The organism is Gluconacetobacter diazotrophicus PA1 5, from assembly GCF_000067045.1.
In the GTDB taxonomy this organism is placed as follows: Bacteria; Pseudomonadota; Alphaproteobacteria; order Acetobacterales; family Acetobacteraceae; genus Gluconacetobacter; species Gluconacetobacter diazotrophicus.
The window spans coordinates 1,151,035-1,168,769 of the sequence record NC_010125.1 but is presented as its reverse complement, the minus strand read 5'-3'; the positions used below and the strand labels follow the sequence as shown (position 1 = coordinate 1,168,769).

The window sequence follows — 17,735 nt, the reverse complement described above, 5'->3', positions numbered from 1 at the left end:
GTGGACGGCATCGCGGTCCGTGTGCCGGCGGCCGGCTGCGGAACGTTTTTCCTGCTTCGTTTCCTTCCCATCTTTCGGACCAGTACCGGTCGCCGGACCCTTCATGACAGGTGGATATTTCTTCAGCGGTTCGGCGGAGTCTGAATTGAATGGCGAGACATGGCGCTTCTGACGGATTCCTCGCAATTCTCCGGTGTCATGCCGGGCACTTTCGCCGTGGTCCCGATCATGTCTGATCGGTTCGTCTGTCTTCTCGACCCATCGGGCCGTGTCGCGGCCTGGGGCGCGGACGCCCGCAACCTGACGGGCTATACGGCCGACGACATGCTGGGCCGTCCTCTGGCCGCGCTGTTTTCGCCGTGCCGGGGCGCCGGGGAAACAGGGGCCGCCCTTCCGGTCCAGGGACAGGCCGAGCGGGTCGAACTGATCGCCCGCAGGGACGGCACCCGGTTCCACGCCCGCATCGAATGTCATGCCCTGGACCATTCCCGCCATATCGGCGCGATCCTGGCGGACATGCCGGCGGCCGTCGTCGTGGTGCAGGATGTGTCGGCGGCGGGTGGGCCGGCGCAAGGTGCCGATCCGGCGCTGCGTCCGGTCCTGGACCGGATTCCCGACGGCATCGCCCTGTTCGGGGCGGATTGCGGCCTGCTCTATCGCAATGACCTGTTCGGGAGCACGCTTGCCCTGCCGGATGACCTGCTGTGGCCCGGTACCCAGGCCCGGGCGATCATGGCGGTGCAGTCCGGCGATACCGCGCGGACGGCGGACGGTGCGTGCGACTGGACGACCGAAATCCTGCGGCAGGGGCGGTCGCTGCGCCTGTCCTGGACCGGGCTGCCGGATGGGCGCCGGCTGCGGCTGTGCCGGGACCTGACGGACCTGCGCCGGTCGGAAAGCCGCGCGCGCTTTCTGGAACAGCATGACGATGTCACGGGTCTTGCCAACCTCCCGGGATTGCAGACGCATCTCCAGATGTTGTGCGAACGGCCGTCGGAACGCTTTACGGTCCTGTATTTCGACCTGTTCGGCTTCAAGCGCATCAACAACACCATGGGCCACGCGGCAGGGGACGAATTGCTGCGCCTCGTCGCCGACCGGGTGCGCCGGTTGATGGAGCCGGACGACGTCGCCGCCCACATCCGGGGCAATAAATTCGCGCTGGTCATGCGGGCGGAACAGGATAGCGACATGATCTGGGCGCACGCGCAGCATCTGCGCAGCGTCCTGTCGCGCCCGATGTCGGTCCTGGGCCACGACGTCACGGTCGGGGTCGGGATCGGCGTGGTGCGCTTTCCCGCCGACGGCAGCGATCGCGATACCCTGATGTGGAACGCCGATATCGCGCTTCAGTACGCCAAGGACGGCAAGGGCGAGGGAATCCGGTTCTACAATCCGGTCATGGACCGCATGCGCCAGAAACGCATGGACCTGGAACGCGACCTGCAGCGTGCGCTGGCGCAGGATGAATTCGTCCTGTTCTACCAGCCTTTTCTGAATATCGGGACCCATCGCATCGTGGGTGTCGAGGCGCTGATCCGCTGGATGCATCCCGTCCGTGGCCTGATCCCGCCAGGCGACTTCATCCCGGTGGCCGAGGGCATGGGCCTGATGTACGATATCGGCGTCTGGACGCTGAACACCGCATGCCGTCAGGCGTCTGCCTGGCCGGAGGATATCGTCGTTTCGGTCAATGTGTCGGCGGCGCAGTTCCGGCATGACGGACTGGTCGAAACCGTGGCCCAGGCGCTTCTGGGGTCGGGGCTGGATGCCGGGCGCCTGGAACTGGAAATTACCGAAACCGCGATGATCGACGACGTGCCGCGCGCGGCACGGGTGCTGCGGCAGTTGCGCGAGATGGGCGTGAAGATCGCGCTGGACGATTTCGGAACGGGGTATTCCTCGCTCAGTTTCCTGCAGAGCCTGCCCTTTACCCGGATCAAGATCGATCGCAGCTTCGTCCGCGAACTGGGCCAGGGTGTCGGCGACGGGGCGGCGATCGTGGGGGCGATTACCAGCCTGTGCGGCAGCCTGAACGTGGTCGCCACCGCCGAGGGCGTGGAAACGCAGGAACAGTTCGATTACCTCAAGCAGATCAATTGTTCCGAAATCCAGGGCTTTTTCATCTGCCGGCCCCGTCCGGCCTCCGAAATCCAGCCGCTGCTGGATCAGATCAACTGATCGTCGCCGGGTCCCGGATCCGTCCGGTGGCCGCAATGGCGGGCATAGTCGCTGGGCGTCAGGCCGGTCAGCGCCCGGAAGCGTGCCGTCAGGTGGCTATGGCTGCTGAAGCCGCACAGGCCTGCGATCCGCTTCGGGGATTCGCCCAGGCGTAGCAGATGCCGGGCGCGTTCGATGCGCAGGCGCGTCAGGAACTGGTGCGGGGTCTCGCCATGCGACTGGCGGAAGGCCCGTGCGAAATGAAAGCTGCTCAGCCCCGCGGCCATGGCCAGATCGTCGATGGACAGGGCCCGGTCCATCTCGGCGTCGATCAGGGCGCGGACCCGGCGGAAGGCCGCGACCGATAGCCCGCCCCGTCGTGGCAGGTCCAGCCGCCGGTCGGTCATGTGTGCCAGAAGATAGGACAGCAGGTCCATTCCCGCCTGTGTCACCGCGACACGGTCCGCCGGCTGGGCCCAGTGTCGCGGCAGAATGGCCGAACGGATTTTCGCCTCGATCCCGGCATGGCGGAAATAGGCATCCTCGCGCAGGCTTATGCGGGCGGGGTCCAGGTCGAACATTTCGGATGTCGCACGGTCGAAAGCGTGCGGCGCGATATAGAGATGGAACATCCGGATCGGCCCGCTGACGTCCCAGTCGCTGGTGGCACGTGCGGGCATCAGGCACAAATCTCCCGCGCCATTGCTGCATTTCCAGCCTTGATCAAGCCTTTTCCGGAATCCTTCGCCGTGTTCCAGGTACAGGCTCAACGTATGATGGTTGGGGGTGTCGTACCGCGTCAGGGCGACCTCGTCGCGGTCCCATATGGCAACGGCCAGCCCTTCGCCGACATGGGCCGACGCGCGCAGCGTCGCGTCGGTATCGTGCAGGGTGCGAAAGATCGTCAGGTCGGCCAGTTGTGTCATCGCGAGCGGCCATGGGGGTGGGGACTGGATAGGGTATCATAGAGCGGGTCCTCACGGACAGGACAGGTGGCCGCGCGAACCGGATCGCAACAAAGCGCAGGATTCTGACAGGCGCGGCCACTCCGGGACCGGCGCGCTTCGCTAGAGTGCGCGAGGCAGGGCCGCCGGCCCGGTCATGATCTTGTTCCAAGGATAAGGCGTCACATGCTGGGTGTGCTGTTTTTCGCCGTCGTGCTGATCTGGGGCACGACATGGTTCGCCATCCACGTGCAGGTGGGCAGCACGCCGCCGGAAACCGCGATCTTCTGGCGCTTCCTGATCGCATCGCTGACACTGGGGGGCTGGCTGGGCCTGGCCGGGCGTCTGCGTCGGGTGCCCCTGCGGCTGCATGCCTGGCTGGCCCTGATGGGCGCGTGCATGTTCTCGGGCAATTTCCTGGCGATCTACGGGTCGGAGACCTACCTGGCCAGCGGCACGGTGTCGGTCATTTTTAGCCTCGCGACATTGTTCAATACCCTGAACCAGTGGCTGTTCTTTCGCCATCGTCCCAGCCTGCGCGGTATTGCCGGCGGCTGCATCGCGATTCTGGGCATCGTGTTCATGACCGGCATGGCCGGGGCAGGCGGGATCTCGCGGACCGGGGCGCTTCTGGCATTGGCGGGAACGGCCCTGTTTTCCTGCGGCAACATGGTGTCGCGTCGCGTGGTGATGGCTGGCGTGGACCTGCCCAACGCGATCTTTCGCGGCATGGCCTGGGGCTGTGTGTTCCTTGCCGTGCGCCTTGTTGCCGGTGGCGAATCCCTGGCGGGTTCGACCGACCCGGCATGGATCGGGGCATTGCTCTATCTGGCGCTGCCCGGATCGGTGGTGGCGTTCCTGGCGTATCTGCATCTGGTCCACCGGATCGGTGCCGACCGGGCGGCCTATACCACCATCCTGTCGCCTGTCGTGGCGCTGGCGATATCGATCCTGTTCGAGGGAACGCGCTGGACGTCGGGCATGACGCTGGGGATCATCCTGGTCCTGCTGGGCAATCTCGTGACCTTCGCCCGGCCCGGCCTGCTGCGCCTGCCACGCGCTGTGCGGTTATGACCAGTCGCAAGGCAGGCCGATATCATACGGCGATGCGCAGCGGAAACGGGGCATCGCTTATCACAAGCGGCAGGTGGCCCGATGCGTCGCCGTCATGCTGGACCGGGGCGCAGGCGGGCGCGATCAGGCGGATATGCGACGCCCGGACGCGCCGCATGCCCGGCACCTGATCGGGGCGGTCGCGCAGCAGGCCGAGCCCCGCCCTGGCCATCTGGCCCGTCCCCGGCGCATCCAGCAACGTCACGGAAAATCCGCGCCGCAGGGGCGTGGCTTCGGGCGCCAGGACGTGGCGCCCCCCATAGAACCGTCCCTTGGAGACGACGACTCCGAACGTCCTGCATGCCTCGCCGTCGATCGTGACATGCAGCGGGGGGAAATCGTAGCGGCCGGCTTCGCGGATGGCCTGCACGGCATAGGCGGTGCGGCCCAGCAGGCGCTTGCCGCGCAATGACACGTGATGCACGACCTGCGCATCGAAGCCCGCGCTGGCCATCTGCATGAACAGGCACGTCTGTGTGCCGGTCTGAAGCTGGCCCGGCCATATCGTGCGAGATGCGCCCGACAGCAGCGCCCGGGCGTTGTCGGCCGGCGCGAACGGAATCCCGAGTTCATGGGCCAGGACGTTGGCCGTGCCCAGGGGCAATACGCCCATGGTCAGGTCGGACCCCGACAGGCCGTCGGCGACCTCGGAAATCGTACCGTCGCCGCCTGCCGCCACGATATGGGTAACGGTCCCTGCCTGCCATGCGGCGCGCGACAGGATACGGCCATGCCCGGCATGGGCCGTCGCCGCCACCGTTACCGCCGCGCCCGCTGCCTCCAGGCATCGGACAAACTGTCGCAGCCGGCCCAGGCGTCGCCGTCCCGCCGTGGGATTGTAGATAACCAGAATACGCATTCAGGCCGCCAAGGATGATCCGGTCGATCAGTACCCGGATGTGTCCACGCGGCCAAGGGGGACAGGGCGGGGATTTTATGCGTCCTGGGTTCCCGCCGGCACGCGGAACTGGTCTCCGTCAGGTATTCTGGGGGGATATGGTCTGGAAACCATATGTCTCATAGCGGGTTTTCACGGTTCCGTTCGCGACGTCCACCACCATGAACCCTTCCGGGGTGCCGTAGCGCGTTCCGTGCCACCAATTGCCGCTGACGGCCCCGCCGGTGATGTAGGGCACACCATGCCAGTCGATCCGCTCCAGGATATGCGTATGGCCCTGGAACACGCCGATGACGTTGTACCGATCGAACAGCGGCAGAACCTCGTAGGCGTTGACGACGCTCAGGCCGTTATGGGCGGCCGGTCTGGCCGGCGGGGCCGCGTAGTCCTCGACAGCGGTGACGAGGGGGATATGTGTGACCACGATGATGGGCGTACCCTCGGGCTGCGCGGCCAGATCCTTTGCCAGCCATGCAAGCTGGACCGCGTCGATCCGTCCCTCGTAGGCGCGATCGGCCGTGATTCCGATCGAATCCAGGACCACCACGTGGACACCCTTGTGGTCGAACGCATAATAGAGGCGGCCGAAACTGTCCTCGAAATATTTCTTGCCATATAGCGGATCGGTCGGCCGCGCGCCGCTCTGGGTATAGACCCCGAAGCAGTCGTGATTGCCGATCGTGTGATGGACCGGCAGCGTCAGGTCGTCCGCCGTGCGCTTGTAGAGATCCATCAGCATCGTGGCGCGCCCGGCATTGACGCCCAGCGCGTCGAAGACGTGATCGCCGCCCTGGATCGCGAAATCCGCCGGCACCGACCGGGCCTTGGCAAACGCCATGTGGCACCCGCTGTTCGCGTTCAATTCCGGCTGGAGGTGCGTGTCGGTGATGAACAGGAAGGTGAACGGTTCATGCGCGCGCAGCGGCGGGCGGCTGGGCACCGACGCGAACGCGCCACCCGTGCCCGTCAGCGCCAGGCCTGCACCCAGCGTGAGAAAGGAACGTCGGTTAACGTGAAGCATGAACAGCGTACCCCGTATCAGGCATGGATCACCGGCCAGAAAGAAAACTGCGGATATTTTTGTAAAGATTCAACGGTTTCATAAATGTTTCACATTGTCGGAGACGGCAGTTTCAGATCCGCCAGCGATCGGTTCAGGACCCAGGCCAGGCGCACCCCGGCCTTTTCCAGTTGCAGCGTCGCGGTGTCGCGCGCGGCGGCGTCATAGCCCGGCGGCAGCGATACCGGCGCCGCGTCGGGATCGCATCCGCTCGGTGCGTCCAGGTGATAGGCGACGTCTCGTGCCAGGCTGAAGCTCTCCTCGGCCCATTGCCGCGCGTCACCCTGCGACCATTCGTTCTTCTGCGCGACCGTGATTCGCGAAAACAGCGTGTCGGCGAAATGGCGTGCGTCCGGGTCGATTTCGCTGACGGTCACCGAATCCCAGTAGCTGTGCAGATTGACGGTGCGCGGGCCGCCCATCGCCAGGCGCACGCAGTTGCCGCCCTTGTCGTGCCGGTCGGCCGCATGCAGCGGCTGATGAATGTCGCCAACGAAATGCACCACATATTTCAACGCCAGCACCCGTTCAGCCGGGGTTGTGGCGGGATCGGCCAGTTCGCGGGTGAACTCTTGAAGCTTGTTGACGACGCAATCCTGGGCCGGTCCGGTGCTGGCCGGCTGGGCGGAAGGAAATCCGTAGCACGCCTGCGCCAGATCGGGCCGGTCGATTTCCAGGTCGACGAAATGCCAGGAACCGGTTTCCTTGTGACCGGCGGCGCGCCACGCATCGGCCCAGCTCGCACGGGCCGCCAGGTCGGGCGCCGTCAATGTGTCATGGTCCTGTGCCAGGATGGCCGTGACCTTCTGCCGGGTATCCGGCGACAGATAATCCCAGGCCAGATCGGCGACGATCGCGTGGCCTTCCCGCCCCCAGGCGCGGGCGGCATGGTCCGGCAGCGTACCGGCCAGCGCCAGCAGACCCACGGCGAGCAGACGCGTCATGCCGCGCCGGAAGCGCGAATCGTGTGACATGCCGATTTTTCCTTCGATTTTCCCATTGATGGCCTGGAGTGCCGCACTCTCAAGCAGGCTCTAGTTAGAGGCCGGGCCGTGCCGAGGCCACTCCTTTTTTCCGGGACGGTCGCAAATTCGCAAAAGGCCGGGGGCCTTGCCCGCGCCGGTGGGCGCTGAATCGCGGTTTTGTGAAGATTAAATGAAACTGCGATTCGGAATGGTGCAAATCGAAACAATTTTTAATAGATGGTCACGCAGACCGGCCTCGGGGGGTCGTCTTACAGAAATGTTTTGAAATAAGGCCACACGGAATAGGGGATATTCCATGCGTTGTCGCTCGCTCTGGGCTTTCTTTTGTTGTTCGACTATCCTGACTTCCCATGCCCTGGCGCAAACGGGGGCACCGGCCGTGGTGTCGAGTGTTGCGCCCACCGCTGGCGCTCAGTCCAAGTCCCCGTCCCATCCCGGGAAGGCTCCATCGGACAATAATGACGCGCCTTCGATGATGGGGGCGACGGCGCCGACGGACGCCCGGGGCGAAGTCGTGGAGGTGCATGGTTCGCGCCATACCGCCGTGGGCGGCGGCATGATGACCCACGAGGATGCGGCGAAGTCCCGTTCCACGGTCACGGCCGAGTTCATCGCGAAGCAGACGCCGGGCCTGAACCCGATGCAGCTCATCCAGTATCTGCCGGGCGTGAATACGACGTCGGTCGATCCGCTGGGCATCAATGGCGGCGAAATGACGATGCGCGGGCTCAACCAGAGCCAGATCGGTTTCACGCTGGAAGGCTTTCCGATCAACGATATCGGCAACTATGCCGTCTATCCGCAGGAAATCGTGGATTCCGAAAACCTGCGCATGATCAATGTCGAACAGGGTTCGGCCGACCTCGACAGTCCGCACATCAGCGCCACCGGCGGCGCGGTCGATATGTATCTTATCGACCCCACCGACCATTTCGGCGGCACCGTGGATGGAACCTACGGCAATTACAATTCCAGGCGGATTTTCGGCCGCGTCAATACCGGGTTCATCGGCAACACCAATCTCAAGGGCTTCGTGTCCTTCTCCGCCGCCGACGAACATTCCTGGCGTGGCCCGGGCGATCAGTCCAAGCTCCATGGCGAAACCAAATGGGTGAATGCCTGGGGCAATGGAAACGTGATTTCCTTCTCGCTGATCGGGAACCAGAGCGAGAGCACCCTGTTCCCGTCGATGTCACTGGCAAACTGGAAGAAATACGGCGCCTACTACACCTATGACGCGAAATGGAATCCGAAGGCGCCGGATGCGAACTACTACCAACTGCATCGCAATCCGTTCACCAATATCTATGCCAGCGCGCCTTCGACCTTCACGCTGACGGACAACCTGACGCTGACCGAAACGCCGTATTTCTGGTACGGCAACGGGAACGGCGGCGGTGCGTACAACGAGAGCCTTACGAGCCAGCAGTGGGGCGCGCAGAGCCTGACGGGCTCCATCGGGCCTTATAATGCGTCCAATACCAAATCGATGCTGCTCTATAACCCTTCCAATACCCAGACCTATCGTCCGGGCGCCGTTACCAAGCTCAGCCTGCATACCGGGATCAACCGCCTGACGGTGGGGTACTGGTTCGAATATTCGAAGCAGTTGCAGACCGGCCCCTACAGTCTGGTCAACATGGCGACCGGCCAGCCCTACGACGAATATGGCGGCGGGCCCAACATGGTTCTCTCGAACGGGATGACGGCCGAGTACCGCGACACGCTGACGCAGACCCGCATCCATACGATGTTCATCGATGACAGCCTGTCGCTGCTGCACGGCCGGCTGACGATCGAAGGCGGGCTCAAATATGCCGTCGTCGACCGTGACGGGCATAATTTCCTGCCGGACACGTCGACCGGTCCTTATATCCATGGGTCGTGGCAGGAGCCGCTGCCGGCCGTATCCATCCGCTACAAGATCAACGACGAAAACCAGCTCTTCGCGTCCTCAACAACCAATTTCCGTATTCCGATGAACACGTCGCTGTACGATTCCGGAACCTACAAGCAGGGCGTCGGTTACACCGCGAAGGCCAATGCCGACACCAAGCCGGAAATTTCGATCTCGGAGGAATTCGGCTGGCGCTATCAGGGGCCGCTCCTCAACAGCACGCTCAGTTATTTCCATTATAACTTCACCAATCGGCTGTATACGCAGACGCTCATCGACCCGAGCGGCGCCATTTATACGCGCAGCATCAACGGTGGCGGCTCCCATGCCGACGGCGTCGATTTTGAAGTCGGGACGCGGCCGATCCTCTATCATCTCCGTCCCTATTTCTCGGCTGAATATGTCAATGCGCGGACGGACAGCAACGTGGGTGCCGGAAATGGCGACTATGTGTTCAGCAAGGGCAAGTTCGCGCCCCAGACACCGAAATATCAGCTCGCTTTCCACCTGGATTATGATGACGGTCACCTGTTCGGCGGTTTCGGCTTGAAATACGTCGCCAGGCAGTATTCCACCTTCAATAACGACCAGTCCATTCCGGACTACCTGACGATGGATGTGAATGCGGGCTACCGCTTCAAGGATGTCGGTCCGCTCAAGGCGCCGACCTTGCGGCTCAACCTGCAGAACATCACGAACAATCATTATCTGGGCTTCGTCCATGGTACGTCTGCCAACGCCCTGCCGACCACGGGTGTCTATGGAACGAAGATTGCCGGGGCCAGTACGTCCTTCGACGTCGCAGCGCCGTTCTTCGTCGGCGGCACGGCGAGCGTGGATTTCTGATCTGCCGGTCCGGTGACCGATTTTTACGGTTGCCGGTTGTCCCCATCCCGTCGGCGTCCCACCGACGGCCGGACAGGCCGGATGTTCTGCTGACCTACGTCGGCATGAACGAAGGCCCGTCATGGCTGAATGTCCGGGACGCCAGGCGGGCTCCGGTCGCCCGTAGCAGGTGAGTGGCATCTTGTGCGAATCTACTGATTCCAGCCATGCACCAAGATGGAGGCGATCATGACATCGAATAACCGCAGGCCGTCCGAACGATGGACCTGAGACCCGTTCCCTCAGGCTCGGAGCATGTGGGCGATGGGCCGCAGGGTATGAATGCAACCGGCCCCGAGGCGCATTCCGACGTTCCTCCCGCGCGGGGCTGGTCGCTCACCGTCACCCTGCTGCTCGGCGTGGCAGGCATGCTCGACTTCATCGACCGGTTCGTCTTCTCGACCGCCAACGACGCGATCAAGCACGACCTTCATCTCTCGGACGCGACGGTCGGCCTGCTGGGCGGGACCGCCTTCGCGCTGCTCTACGGCGTGATGATCCTGCCCTTCGCCCTGATCTCCGATCGCGGCTTCGCCGCGCGCATGGCGTCGATCGGCATTGCACTATGGAGTGTCGCCACCGCCCTGATGGGACGCACGCATGGAATCGCCGCCATGGCGACCACCCGCGTCTGCGTGGGACTGGGGCAGGCGGCGTTCTCGCCCTCCTCCGCAGCCCTGAATGCGGCGTATTCGACCCCCGCGAAGCGCAGCACGTCGTTCGCGATCTCCTACGGCGTGTCCTATCTTGGCTATATCATCGGGCTGGCGGGTGGTGGCTATCTGGTCGAGCATATCGGCTGGCGCGCGACCTTCGCGGCCGTCGGGCTTGCAGGGGTTCCGGTCGCGATCCTGATGCTGCTGTTCGTCCGCGAGCCGCGGATACCGCGGGCGGCCCAGGACGGGGAATCGTGGCTCGCGTTGTTCGCCAACCGGCCGTTGCGCGACCTGCTCCTCTACGGTGTCACCAGCCAGGTCGTGAGCTACGGCGTCACCTTGTGGGGCGTTTCCTTCTATATGCGGTCCTTCGGCCTGACGGCGGGGCAGGCCGGTACGTGGTTCGGCCTCGGGATCGGAATCGCGAGCGTCGTCGGGACCTTCATCGGCGGACCGATCGCCGACCGGGTGGCAAGACGCACCGGTTTCGGCGGCGCGATGCGCTTCGTCTTCTGGGCCTACCTCGTCTCCCAGCCCTTCCAGATCGTCCAGGTGCTGACGCACTCGCTCGATCTCTCGCTGACGATGCTGGTGCTGAGTGCGACGATCTCGGCTTTTTGCACCGGCCCGATCTACGGAGCAATCCCGAGCATCGTGCCGGCACATCGCCGCGCGGCGGCGGTGGGGCTGTATGCGCTGCTCGCCAACGCAATCGGTATCGGGCTCGGCCCCCCGCTCTTCGGCTGGATCAGCGATATGCTGACGCCGCATTTCGGCATCAACGCCCTGCGCATGTCGCTGCTGGTGGCCGCCATCCTCAGCTTCTGGCCGGCGGTCCACCTCTTCCAGTTGCAACGCCGGTTCCGGGGGTAGAGAACGGGGTGGGATGCCCCGCCCATCTTCAGGCCCTGATAGCGCGAGGATGGCGTGTGTGTCCGGTAATTCCGGCTGGGCGGCATGCGACTATACGAGTCCGCAAGCACACAGTCGCTTACCGGCCGAAACCGCTAATTTTGGAAAACTTTAAAAGGAGAATGGCGCACCCGAAAGGACTCGAACCTCTAACCCCCAGATTCGTAGTCTGGTGCTCTATCCAATTGAGCTACGGGTGCCGCTTGGGGCGCTGTTTAACCGAGTGCTGGGGAAACGGCAACCCCCTCCGGTTCATTTTTTTTCGTGTGGGTTTCGGTGGGGCGGGGTGGGGGTGGAACCGGGCGGGGTTCGGAGGGTTAGGCCCGTGGAGCATCCGCGCGGCGCGTTCGGGTCGTCGTCGGCGCGTGTCTTGAAGCGGGCAGCGAAAGGGGCGTCATGACCGGGTTCCGTCCATCTCATGTTCTCGTGATCGCCTGTCTGGTCTGCCTGGTCATGGCCGGGGGGGCGGCCCGGGCCGCTTCGGCCGGCGGTCTGCGGCTTTGCGGCGAGATGCCGGTCTTTCATGACGAGTTCGATGACCTCCGGCTCTCGGCCTGGCAATTGGGGGGGGCGCGCTGGATCACCCATACCCCGTGGGGAGGGGATTTCGGGGATGCGCGGTTTACCGATCCCGGCCCGGGCTCCGCCTTTTCCGTCCATGACGGTATCCTGTCGATCGCGGCGCGCAAGGATGCCGCCGGGCGCTGGACGGCCGGCCTGCTGGCGTCGGCGGACGGGGCCGGCAACGGCTTCACGGCGATGTACGGATATTTCGAAACCCGCATGAAACTGCCGCCCGGCCCCGGCACATGGGTCGGGACATGGCTGAACGAATCGGCTCCGAAGGACTGGATGCTGCCGACCGTCGAAATCGACACGATCGAATATTATGGCCAGTTCACCGACGGGTTTCACACCACGGTCCATGTCTGGCACGGGCGGTCGTCACAGCCGGACGGGGGTGCCGGGACGATCATCAAGGTGCCGGCCCATTCCCTGGTCGATGATTTCCATACCTACGGCACGCTGGTCACGCCGCGATGGATCACCTTCTACCTCGATCGCAAGGAAATCTGGCGCAGTCCGACCCCGCCGGAACACCGGTCGCCGTTCATGTTCCTGATCAACCTGGCGCTCGGTTCGGGCTGGCCGATCGACAAGACCCTGAATCCGGCCATCATGAAGGTGGATTACGCCCGCGTCTATCCGGCCGCCGATCCCGCCGCGTTCGCCCGTTGCCTGGTGGGACAGGCGCATTAGGACGACCCAGGTTTTCAGGTCCGTCTTGTTTCAAGGACGCAGAAGATGTTCGAAAGAGTCGTTTCAAACCTGGGTCGGCTGATCGGCACGATACCGGCGCTGTACAGGCGTCCGAAGGACGACACGAAATACAACCCCCAGATCGACGGGCTGCGCTGCCTGGCCGTCGCTTCGGTCCTGCTGTGGCATGGGGGATTGCGGATGGTGCGCCATGGCGACTGGATCGATCCCACCGGGCGGAACACGGGATCGCTGTACCGGTTCCTGCCACATGGCGAGATCGGGGTCGTCCTGTTCTTCATGATCAGCGGCCTGATCATCGCAAAACCGTTCCTGAGCCAGCCCGATCGCCGGATCATACTGGGCAAATTCTACTACCGCCGTATTCACAGGATCTATCCGCCCTACATCATCGCGCTTGTCCTGTTCAGCATTCCCGTGTTCCTGGATTTCGTTCACGCCAACCATGCATGGGTGATTTCTCCGACCGAGAGTTTCCTGGCCAGCCTGTTCTATGTTCACGGAATCGTCTGGAATGCGTCCTCGATGTTCATTCCTCCGCTGTGGTCGCTGGAGGTCGAGGTGCAGTTTTACCTGCTGTTTCCCCTTATGATGTGGATCTACCGGGCCATGGGGCCGTCGCGGATCGCGGCGACGATGGCGGCCATGGTGCTGTATGTCGCGGCTTTGGGATACGTCCATAGCGTGTTCCCGTTCGACGGGCGGTTCCGCTATGGCGTCCTCGCACATCTTCCTTATTTCGTCATGGGAATCGTTGTCGCCGACCTTGTCCAGACCTATGGTCACGCCATGCGGACCAGCCCGCGCCGGTTCGACCTGGTTTTTGCCGTGGGCATCGTCCTGTTCCTGCTGGTCGGGCTGGCATTTACCCGGGTCAATGCCGAAGCGCGGCAGGCCGTGCCCTATAGCGGGCTGGAGGCCGCTGCGATCGTCGCCTGCGCCCTGGTGATGCTGGGTGCCATGTATGGCGGACGATGCCGGAGGATCTTCGCCAATTCCTGGATCTGCCTGACCGGGACGATGTGTTATTCGATCTATCTGGTGCATGTGCCGCTGATGGAGGCTATCGAGCGGCTGGTTCTGCGTCATCTGCCGCTGGCATCGGTCGTGCCCTGGTGGGCCGTGGATGCGATGATCCTGTTTCCTTCGGTATGGGTCGCCGGTCTGGCGTATTATATCCTTGTCGAACGGCCCTTCATGAATCGGGAAACGCGTCCTGCTCCGGTCGTTCCGGCCGGGGGGGCGCCGGTCGAAGGGGCGCCGGCGCTGCGGGTCTCGGGCCCTACGGCGTAACCCCGCCCCGGGTGGGTATGGCATGCTCCAGCAGGGCGCGCAGCATCGCCCCGGTATCGGGGACGGCATCGGGGCGCTGCGGCGTGCGGTGGTAGGTTGCGTTGGCGCGCACGGCCGGTGTGCCCTCGACGGTTGCCAGGCCCTGGACGAAGACCAGGCTGCGTGTGATGCGCAATGTTTCCGACCGCAGCTCGACCCAGGCGCCGTGCGCGACCGGCGTCAGGAAATCCAGCCCTAGCGACACGGTAGGCAGGAAATCGGTCCGCAGATCCTCGCGGAACAGGGCGGCCAGTGCCAGATAGACGTCGCAGACGGTGGCCAGCTTGCCCCCGTGGCAGATCCCGCCCCGGTTGCAGAATGCGGTCGTGACCCGAAACCCCCCGATCAGTTCACCGGCTTCCAACCCCACCAGGAAGCCGCCGCTTGCGGTGTTGAACCCGCCGGGAAAGGGTTCAGGCATGGGTATGAAGCCGGGCGGGGGCGGCAGTGCGTCCTTGCCCGTGTCTGTGTCCGTGTCTGGGGCCATGCCGGATCTCCGTCGTGGCGGGTATGGCGGTGTTACGCGCCAGCGTCGTCGCGGGATGCCGGGCGGGCGCAAAACACTGCGTGACCGGGGCCCGTTACGTCGCCAGCAGGATTCGCGCGGCTTCGGTGGCGACATCGTGGCGCAGGCGCACGATGCCGCGGCCGCCGCCGCCGCTGGGGTGCACCCGGTTGGTCAGGATCAGCACGAAACTGTCGCTGGCCGGGTCCATCCACAGCGACGTGCCGGTGAATCCGGTATGGCCGAACGAGCCCACGGGGAAGATATCGCCGCGCGGCGTGGAATAATGGGTGCGGATGTCCCACCCGATGCCGCGCAGGTCCGGCTTGCCGGCGGGCTGCTGGGGCGTGGTCATCAATACCAGGGTTTCGGGCTTCAGCGGATAGGCGCTGGGCCGTCCGGCCCGCCGGTCCAGCAGCGCCTGGGCGTAGATGCTCATGTCGGCGGCGTTGGAGAACAGGCCGGCATGGCCCGCCACGCCGCCCATCCGCCGCGCCGTCGGGTCGTGGACGATTCCGCGCAGCATGACCCCGTCCGCATCGAACTGGGTCGGCGCAATGGCGGGGCGCCATGCGGCGGGGGGCAGGAAGCGCGAATGGGTCATGCCCAGCGGGTCCAGCACGCGTTCCTGCACGGTGCGGTCCAGGGGCTGGTGCGACAGATGTTCGACCAGAAGCCCCACCGTGATGAAATTGATGTCGCTGTAGACGAACCGCTCGCCCGCCGGGTGGTCGGGGCGCGTGTCCATCACGCGGCGCACGGCTTCGTCCTTGCCGGTCCAGGATGTGGACAGGTCCAGGTCGGGCGGCAGGCCCGAATAATGGGTCAGCAGGTGGCGGATCGTGATGTCCGCTTTGCCGTTGCGTGCGAAATCCGGCAGGTACCGGCAGACCGGGTCGTCCAGCCGGAAGGCCCCGGCCTCGAAGAACTGCATGGCCGCGACCGTGGTCGCCACCGGCTTGGTCAGCGACGCCATGTCGTACAGCGTGCCCTCGTCCAGCGGCTCTGCCGTGGGCAGCAGGGCACGCCTACCATAGGCTTGGTGATGGACGATCGCCCCGCCATGCGCGATGACGACGACCGCGCCGGGAATCTGCCTGTCCGCGATCGCACGGTCCACCAGCCGGTCGACCGGGGCGAACGGGCGGGCGGGGGCGGCGGCGCATCCGGCGGCCAGTCCCGCGCCTCCGGCCGCGACCATCGCCCGCAGGATCGTCCGGCGGCCAAGATCCGTCATGGCGTCTGTCATGGTGTCGGCCGCTCCGTCGGCTGGTCGGTGGGGATGGGGTCCGGGCGCAGGCGGCAGGCGCCGCCGATCGCCAGGCTGGCCGCCACGCCGATCGGGACCAGCCAGGGAAAGGCGATGGCGTGTCCCCCGGGATGCACGCCCAGGATCAGCGCCGTCATGATCGCCAGCGTGCCCAGGAAGGCCGCGACCGCATCGCGCTGCCGCGCGCCGCGGACCAGCAGGCCCAGCAGGAACGCGCCCAGCAGCGCCCCGTAGGAATAGCCCGCGATCGACAGGCCGAAGATCACCACCGACTGGCCGGTGGCCGAGAAGCACGACGCCGTGACGACCAGCATCACCGCCCACGCGGCGGTAATGGCCCGCGACAGCGCCACCGCGCCGGATCGCCGCGTCAGGCGGGTGGGCAGCAGGTCCGACAGGGTCGATGCCGTCATGGCGTTCAGCGCCGAGGCCAGCGATCCCATCGTCGCGCTGACGATCCCCGCGATCAGCAGCCCCGCCAGGGCCGGCGGTAGGTCGCGGGCGATGAAGGCGGGAAACAGCGCGTCGGGCGAGGGCAGGCCCAGCGCCGCCGGCGATGCCCCGCCATGGCGGAGCCATAGCAGCACCCCCACCGCCGACAGCAGGCCGAACAGCAGCGTGACGACGATGGCGCTGCCGATCATCGCGGCCTGGGCCGCGCGCAGCGACCGGGCCGCCAGCACCCGCTGGACCATCAACTGGTCCGTGCCGTGCGACGCCATGGACATGATGGCCCCGCCGACGATCGCCGTGACCGGGGCGTAGGGCGAGGTCAGGATCGCGCCCCCCCGCTGGAACAGCGCGAACCGCCCCGCCAGCCAGGCCGCGTGCAGCGATGTCATGTCGAGCGATCCGGCGGCATCCCGGGGCAGCAGCAGGGCGACGCAGAACGCGGCCCCTGCGGCATACACGCCGAACTGGATGCTGTCGGACCACACGACGGCCCGCAACCCGCCGATGGCGGTATAGAGCGCGGTCAGCGCCGTCAGCCCGATCAGCACCGGCATGCGCCCCGCCGGCAGGTGCGCCGCCGCCAGCAGCGCGCAGATCGGCAGGGTGGAGGCGAACAGCCGCACGCCCTCGGCCAGCAGCCGGGTCAGGAGGAACGCGCCGGCCGCCAGGCGCTGCATGTCCCGTCCGAACCGGTGGCCCAGATATTGATACGCGCTGGCCAGGCTGCCCCCGGGGCCGCCCCGCATGTAGAGCGGCAGCAGGATGCGCGCCACCGCGATCCGCCCGACCAGATAGCCCAGCCCCAGCCCGACGAAGACCATCCCGCCGCCATAGGCCACGCCGGGGACGCTGACGATGGTCAGGGTCGATGTCTCGGTCGCGACGATCGACAGGCAGATCGCCCAGGTCGGCATGTCGTGGCGGCCGGCCAGATAGTCGGCCGCGACATGGCGGCCGCGCGACAGGCCCAGCGACACGGCGGCCAGGACCAGCAGGTACAGGCCGATGATGACGGGTTCGGCGTGGGGCATGGCGGCGCGGTGGTACTCCCGTGGCGGGGGGCAGGGCAGGGGAAGGGGCCGAGGGGGGCGGGTCGGGAACTTTGGCCCTTCGCCGGGGTTTGCGAGGATATCAACCTATAGAGGAGGTTTTCATGCATCACGACCGTTTTCCGGCATCCAGCCTGTCCCGTGCTGCGTTGCTGGTGGTGGCGATGCTCGGCCTGGCGGGGGGATTGACCGCGTGCAACACGGTCCGCGGGGCGGGCCAGGATGTCAGCTCGGTCGGCCATGATGTGTCGCGTGGGGCGAACGCCTCGCAGAACGCGATCACCAAGTCGACGGGGGCGTCGCCCCGGTAATTCATGCCCTGAACGGCGGCCGG

14 protein-coding genes and 1 tRNA gene are annotated in these 17,735 nt (G+C 65.3%); 7 read left to right on the top strand and 8 right to left on the bottom strand.

Annotation, left to right across the window (positions count from 1 at the left end; all coding sequences use genetic code 11):
- Positions 1 to 159: 159 nt before the first annotated feature.
- Positions 160 to 2,181, top strand: a complete 2,022-nt coding sequence (locus GDI_RS05520; RefSeq protein WP_012224264.1) for a putative bifunctional diguanylate cyclase/phosphodiesterase — start codon at positions 160 to 162, stop codon at positions 2,179 to 2,181.
- On the opposite strand, the gene GDI_RS05515 is transcribed toward GDI_RS05520, so the two are convergent.
- Positions 2,169 to 3,086 (bottom strand): helix-turn-helix domain-containing protein, encoded by a 918-nt coding sequence (locus tag GDI_RS05515; protein ID WP_012224263.1) that lies wholly within the window; start codon positions 3,084 to 3,086, stop codon positions 2,169 to 2,171. The two genes, GDI_RS05520 and GDI_RS05515, sit on opposite strands and share 13 nt — an antisense overlap.
- A gap of 204 nt (positions 3,087 to 3,290) precedes the next feature.
- Between GDI_RS05515 and GDI_RS05510 the strand changes: the two genes are divergently transcribed.
- Entirely contained in the window at positions 3,291 to 4,178 is an 888-nt protein-coding gene (locus GDI_RS05510; protein WP_012224262.1) for a DMT family transporter, read from the top strand.
- A gap of 22 nt (positions 4,179 to 4,200) precedes the next feature.
- Here the strand turns inward: GDI_RS05510 and GDI_RS05505 are convergent, their stop codons facing one another.
- From GDI_RS05505 to GDI_RS05495, 3 genes are all read right to left on the bottom strand, one after another.
- A complete protein-coding gene (locus GDI_RS05505; RefSeq protein ID WP_012224260.1) occupies positions 4,201 to 5,076 on the bottom strand; it encodes a diacylglycerol/lipid kinase family protein in 876 nt (291 codons plus the stop codon).
- A 118-nt stretch (positions 5,077 to 5,194) separates the two neighbouring features.
- Complete coding sequence (locus GDI_RS05500; RefSeq protein ID WP_012224259.1) at positions 5,195 to 6,136, bottom strand: metallophosphoesterase family protein; 942 nt, start codon at positions 6,134 to 6,136, stop codon at positions 5,195 to 5,197.
- An 89-nt stretch (positions 6,137 to 6,225) separates the two neighbouring features.
- A complete protein-coding gene (locus GDI_RS05495) occupies positions 6,226 to 7,149 on the bottom strand; it encodes a S1/P1 nuclease (protein WP_012554021.1) in 924 nt (307 codons plus the stop codon).
- 484 nt (positions 7,150 to 7,633) lie between these two features.
- Here GDI_RS05495 and GDI_RS05490 point away from each other — a divergent pair, with 484 nt between their 5' ends.
- Together GDI_RS05490 and GDI_RS05485 are read left to right on the top strand one after the other, a co-directional pair.
- Entirely contained in the window at positions 7,634 to 9,904 is a 2,271-nt protein-coding gene (locus tag GDI_RS05490) for a TonB-dependent receptor (protein ID WP_041249315.1), read from the top strand.
- Positions 9,905 to 10,221: 317 nt separating this feature from the next.
- The gene (locus GDI_RS05485) at positions 10,222 to 11,472 is read left to right on the top strand and encodes an MFS transporter (RefSeq protein ID WP_231854225.1); all 1,251 of its coding nucleotides are present in this window, start codon (positions 10,222 to 10,224) and stop codon (positions 11,470 to 11,472) included.
- Between the two features lie 162 nt (positions 11,473 to 11,634).
- Here GDI_RS05485 and GDI_RS05480 read toward each other — a convergent pair.
- Positions 11,635 to 11,711: transfer RNA gene (locus tag GDI_RS05480), tRNA-Arg, on the bottom strand.
- Between the two features lie 196 nt (positions 11,712 to 11,907).
- Between GDI_RS05480 and GDI_RS05475 the strand changes: the two genes are divergently transcribed.
- Positions 11,908 to 12,771, top strand: coding sequence for a glycoside hydrolase family 16 protein (locus tag GDI_RS05475; protein WP_012224253.1), 864 nt, complete (start codon positions 11,908 to 11,910; stop codon positions 12,769 to 12,771).
- Between the two features lie 45 nt (positions 12,772 to 12,816).
- A complete protein-coding gene (locus GDI_RS05470) occupies positions 12,817 to 14,085 on the top strand; it encodes an acyltransferase family protein (protein WP_012224251.1) in 1,269 nt (422 codons plus the stop codon).
- Here GDI_RS05470 and GDI_RS05465 read toward each other — a convergent pair.
- From GDI_RS05465 to GDI_RS05455, 3 genes are all read right to left on the bottom strand, one after another.
- A complete protein-coding gene (locus tag GDI_RS05465) occupies positions 14,075 to 14,611 on the bottom strand; it encodes a PaaI family thioesterase (protein WP_012224249.1) in 537 nt (178 codons plus the stop codon). The two genes, GDI_RS05470 and GDI_RS05465, sit on opposite strands and share 11 nt — an antisense overlap.
- Before the next feature lie 94 nt (positions 14,612 to 14,705).
- Positions 14,706 to 15,878, bottom strand: coding sequence for a serine hydrolase domain-containing protein (locus tag GDI_RS05460; protein WP_012224247.1), 1,173 nt, complete (start codon positions 15,876 to 15,878; stop codon positions 14,706 to 14,708).
- Positions 15,875 to 17,383, bottom strand: coding sequence for a sodium:solute symporter (locus GDI_RS05455; RefSeq protein ID WP_012224245.1), 1,509 nt, complete (start codon positions 17,381 to 17,383; stop codon positions 15,875 to 15,877). The genes GDI_RS05460 and GDI_RS05455 overlap by 4 nt, the downstream gene beginning before the upstream one ends.
- Before the next feature lie 122 nt (positions 17,384 to 17,505).
- Here GDI_RS05455 and GDI_RS05450 point away from each other — a divergent pair, with 122 nt between their 5' ends.
- The gene (locus GDI_RS05450) at positions 17,506 to 17,712 is read left to right on the top strand and encodes an entericidin A/B family lipoprotein (protein ID WP_012554015.1); all 207 of its coding nucleotides are present in this window, start codon (positions 17,506 to 17,508) and stop codon (positions 17,710 to 17,712) included.
- The last annotated feature ends 23 nt before the right edge of the window (positions 17,713 to 17,735 follow it).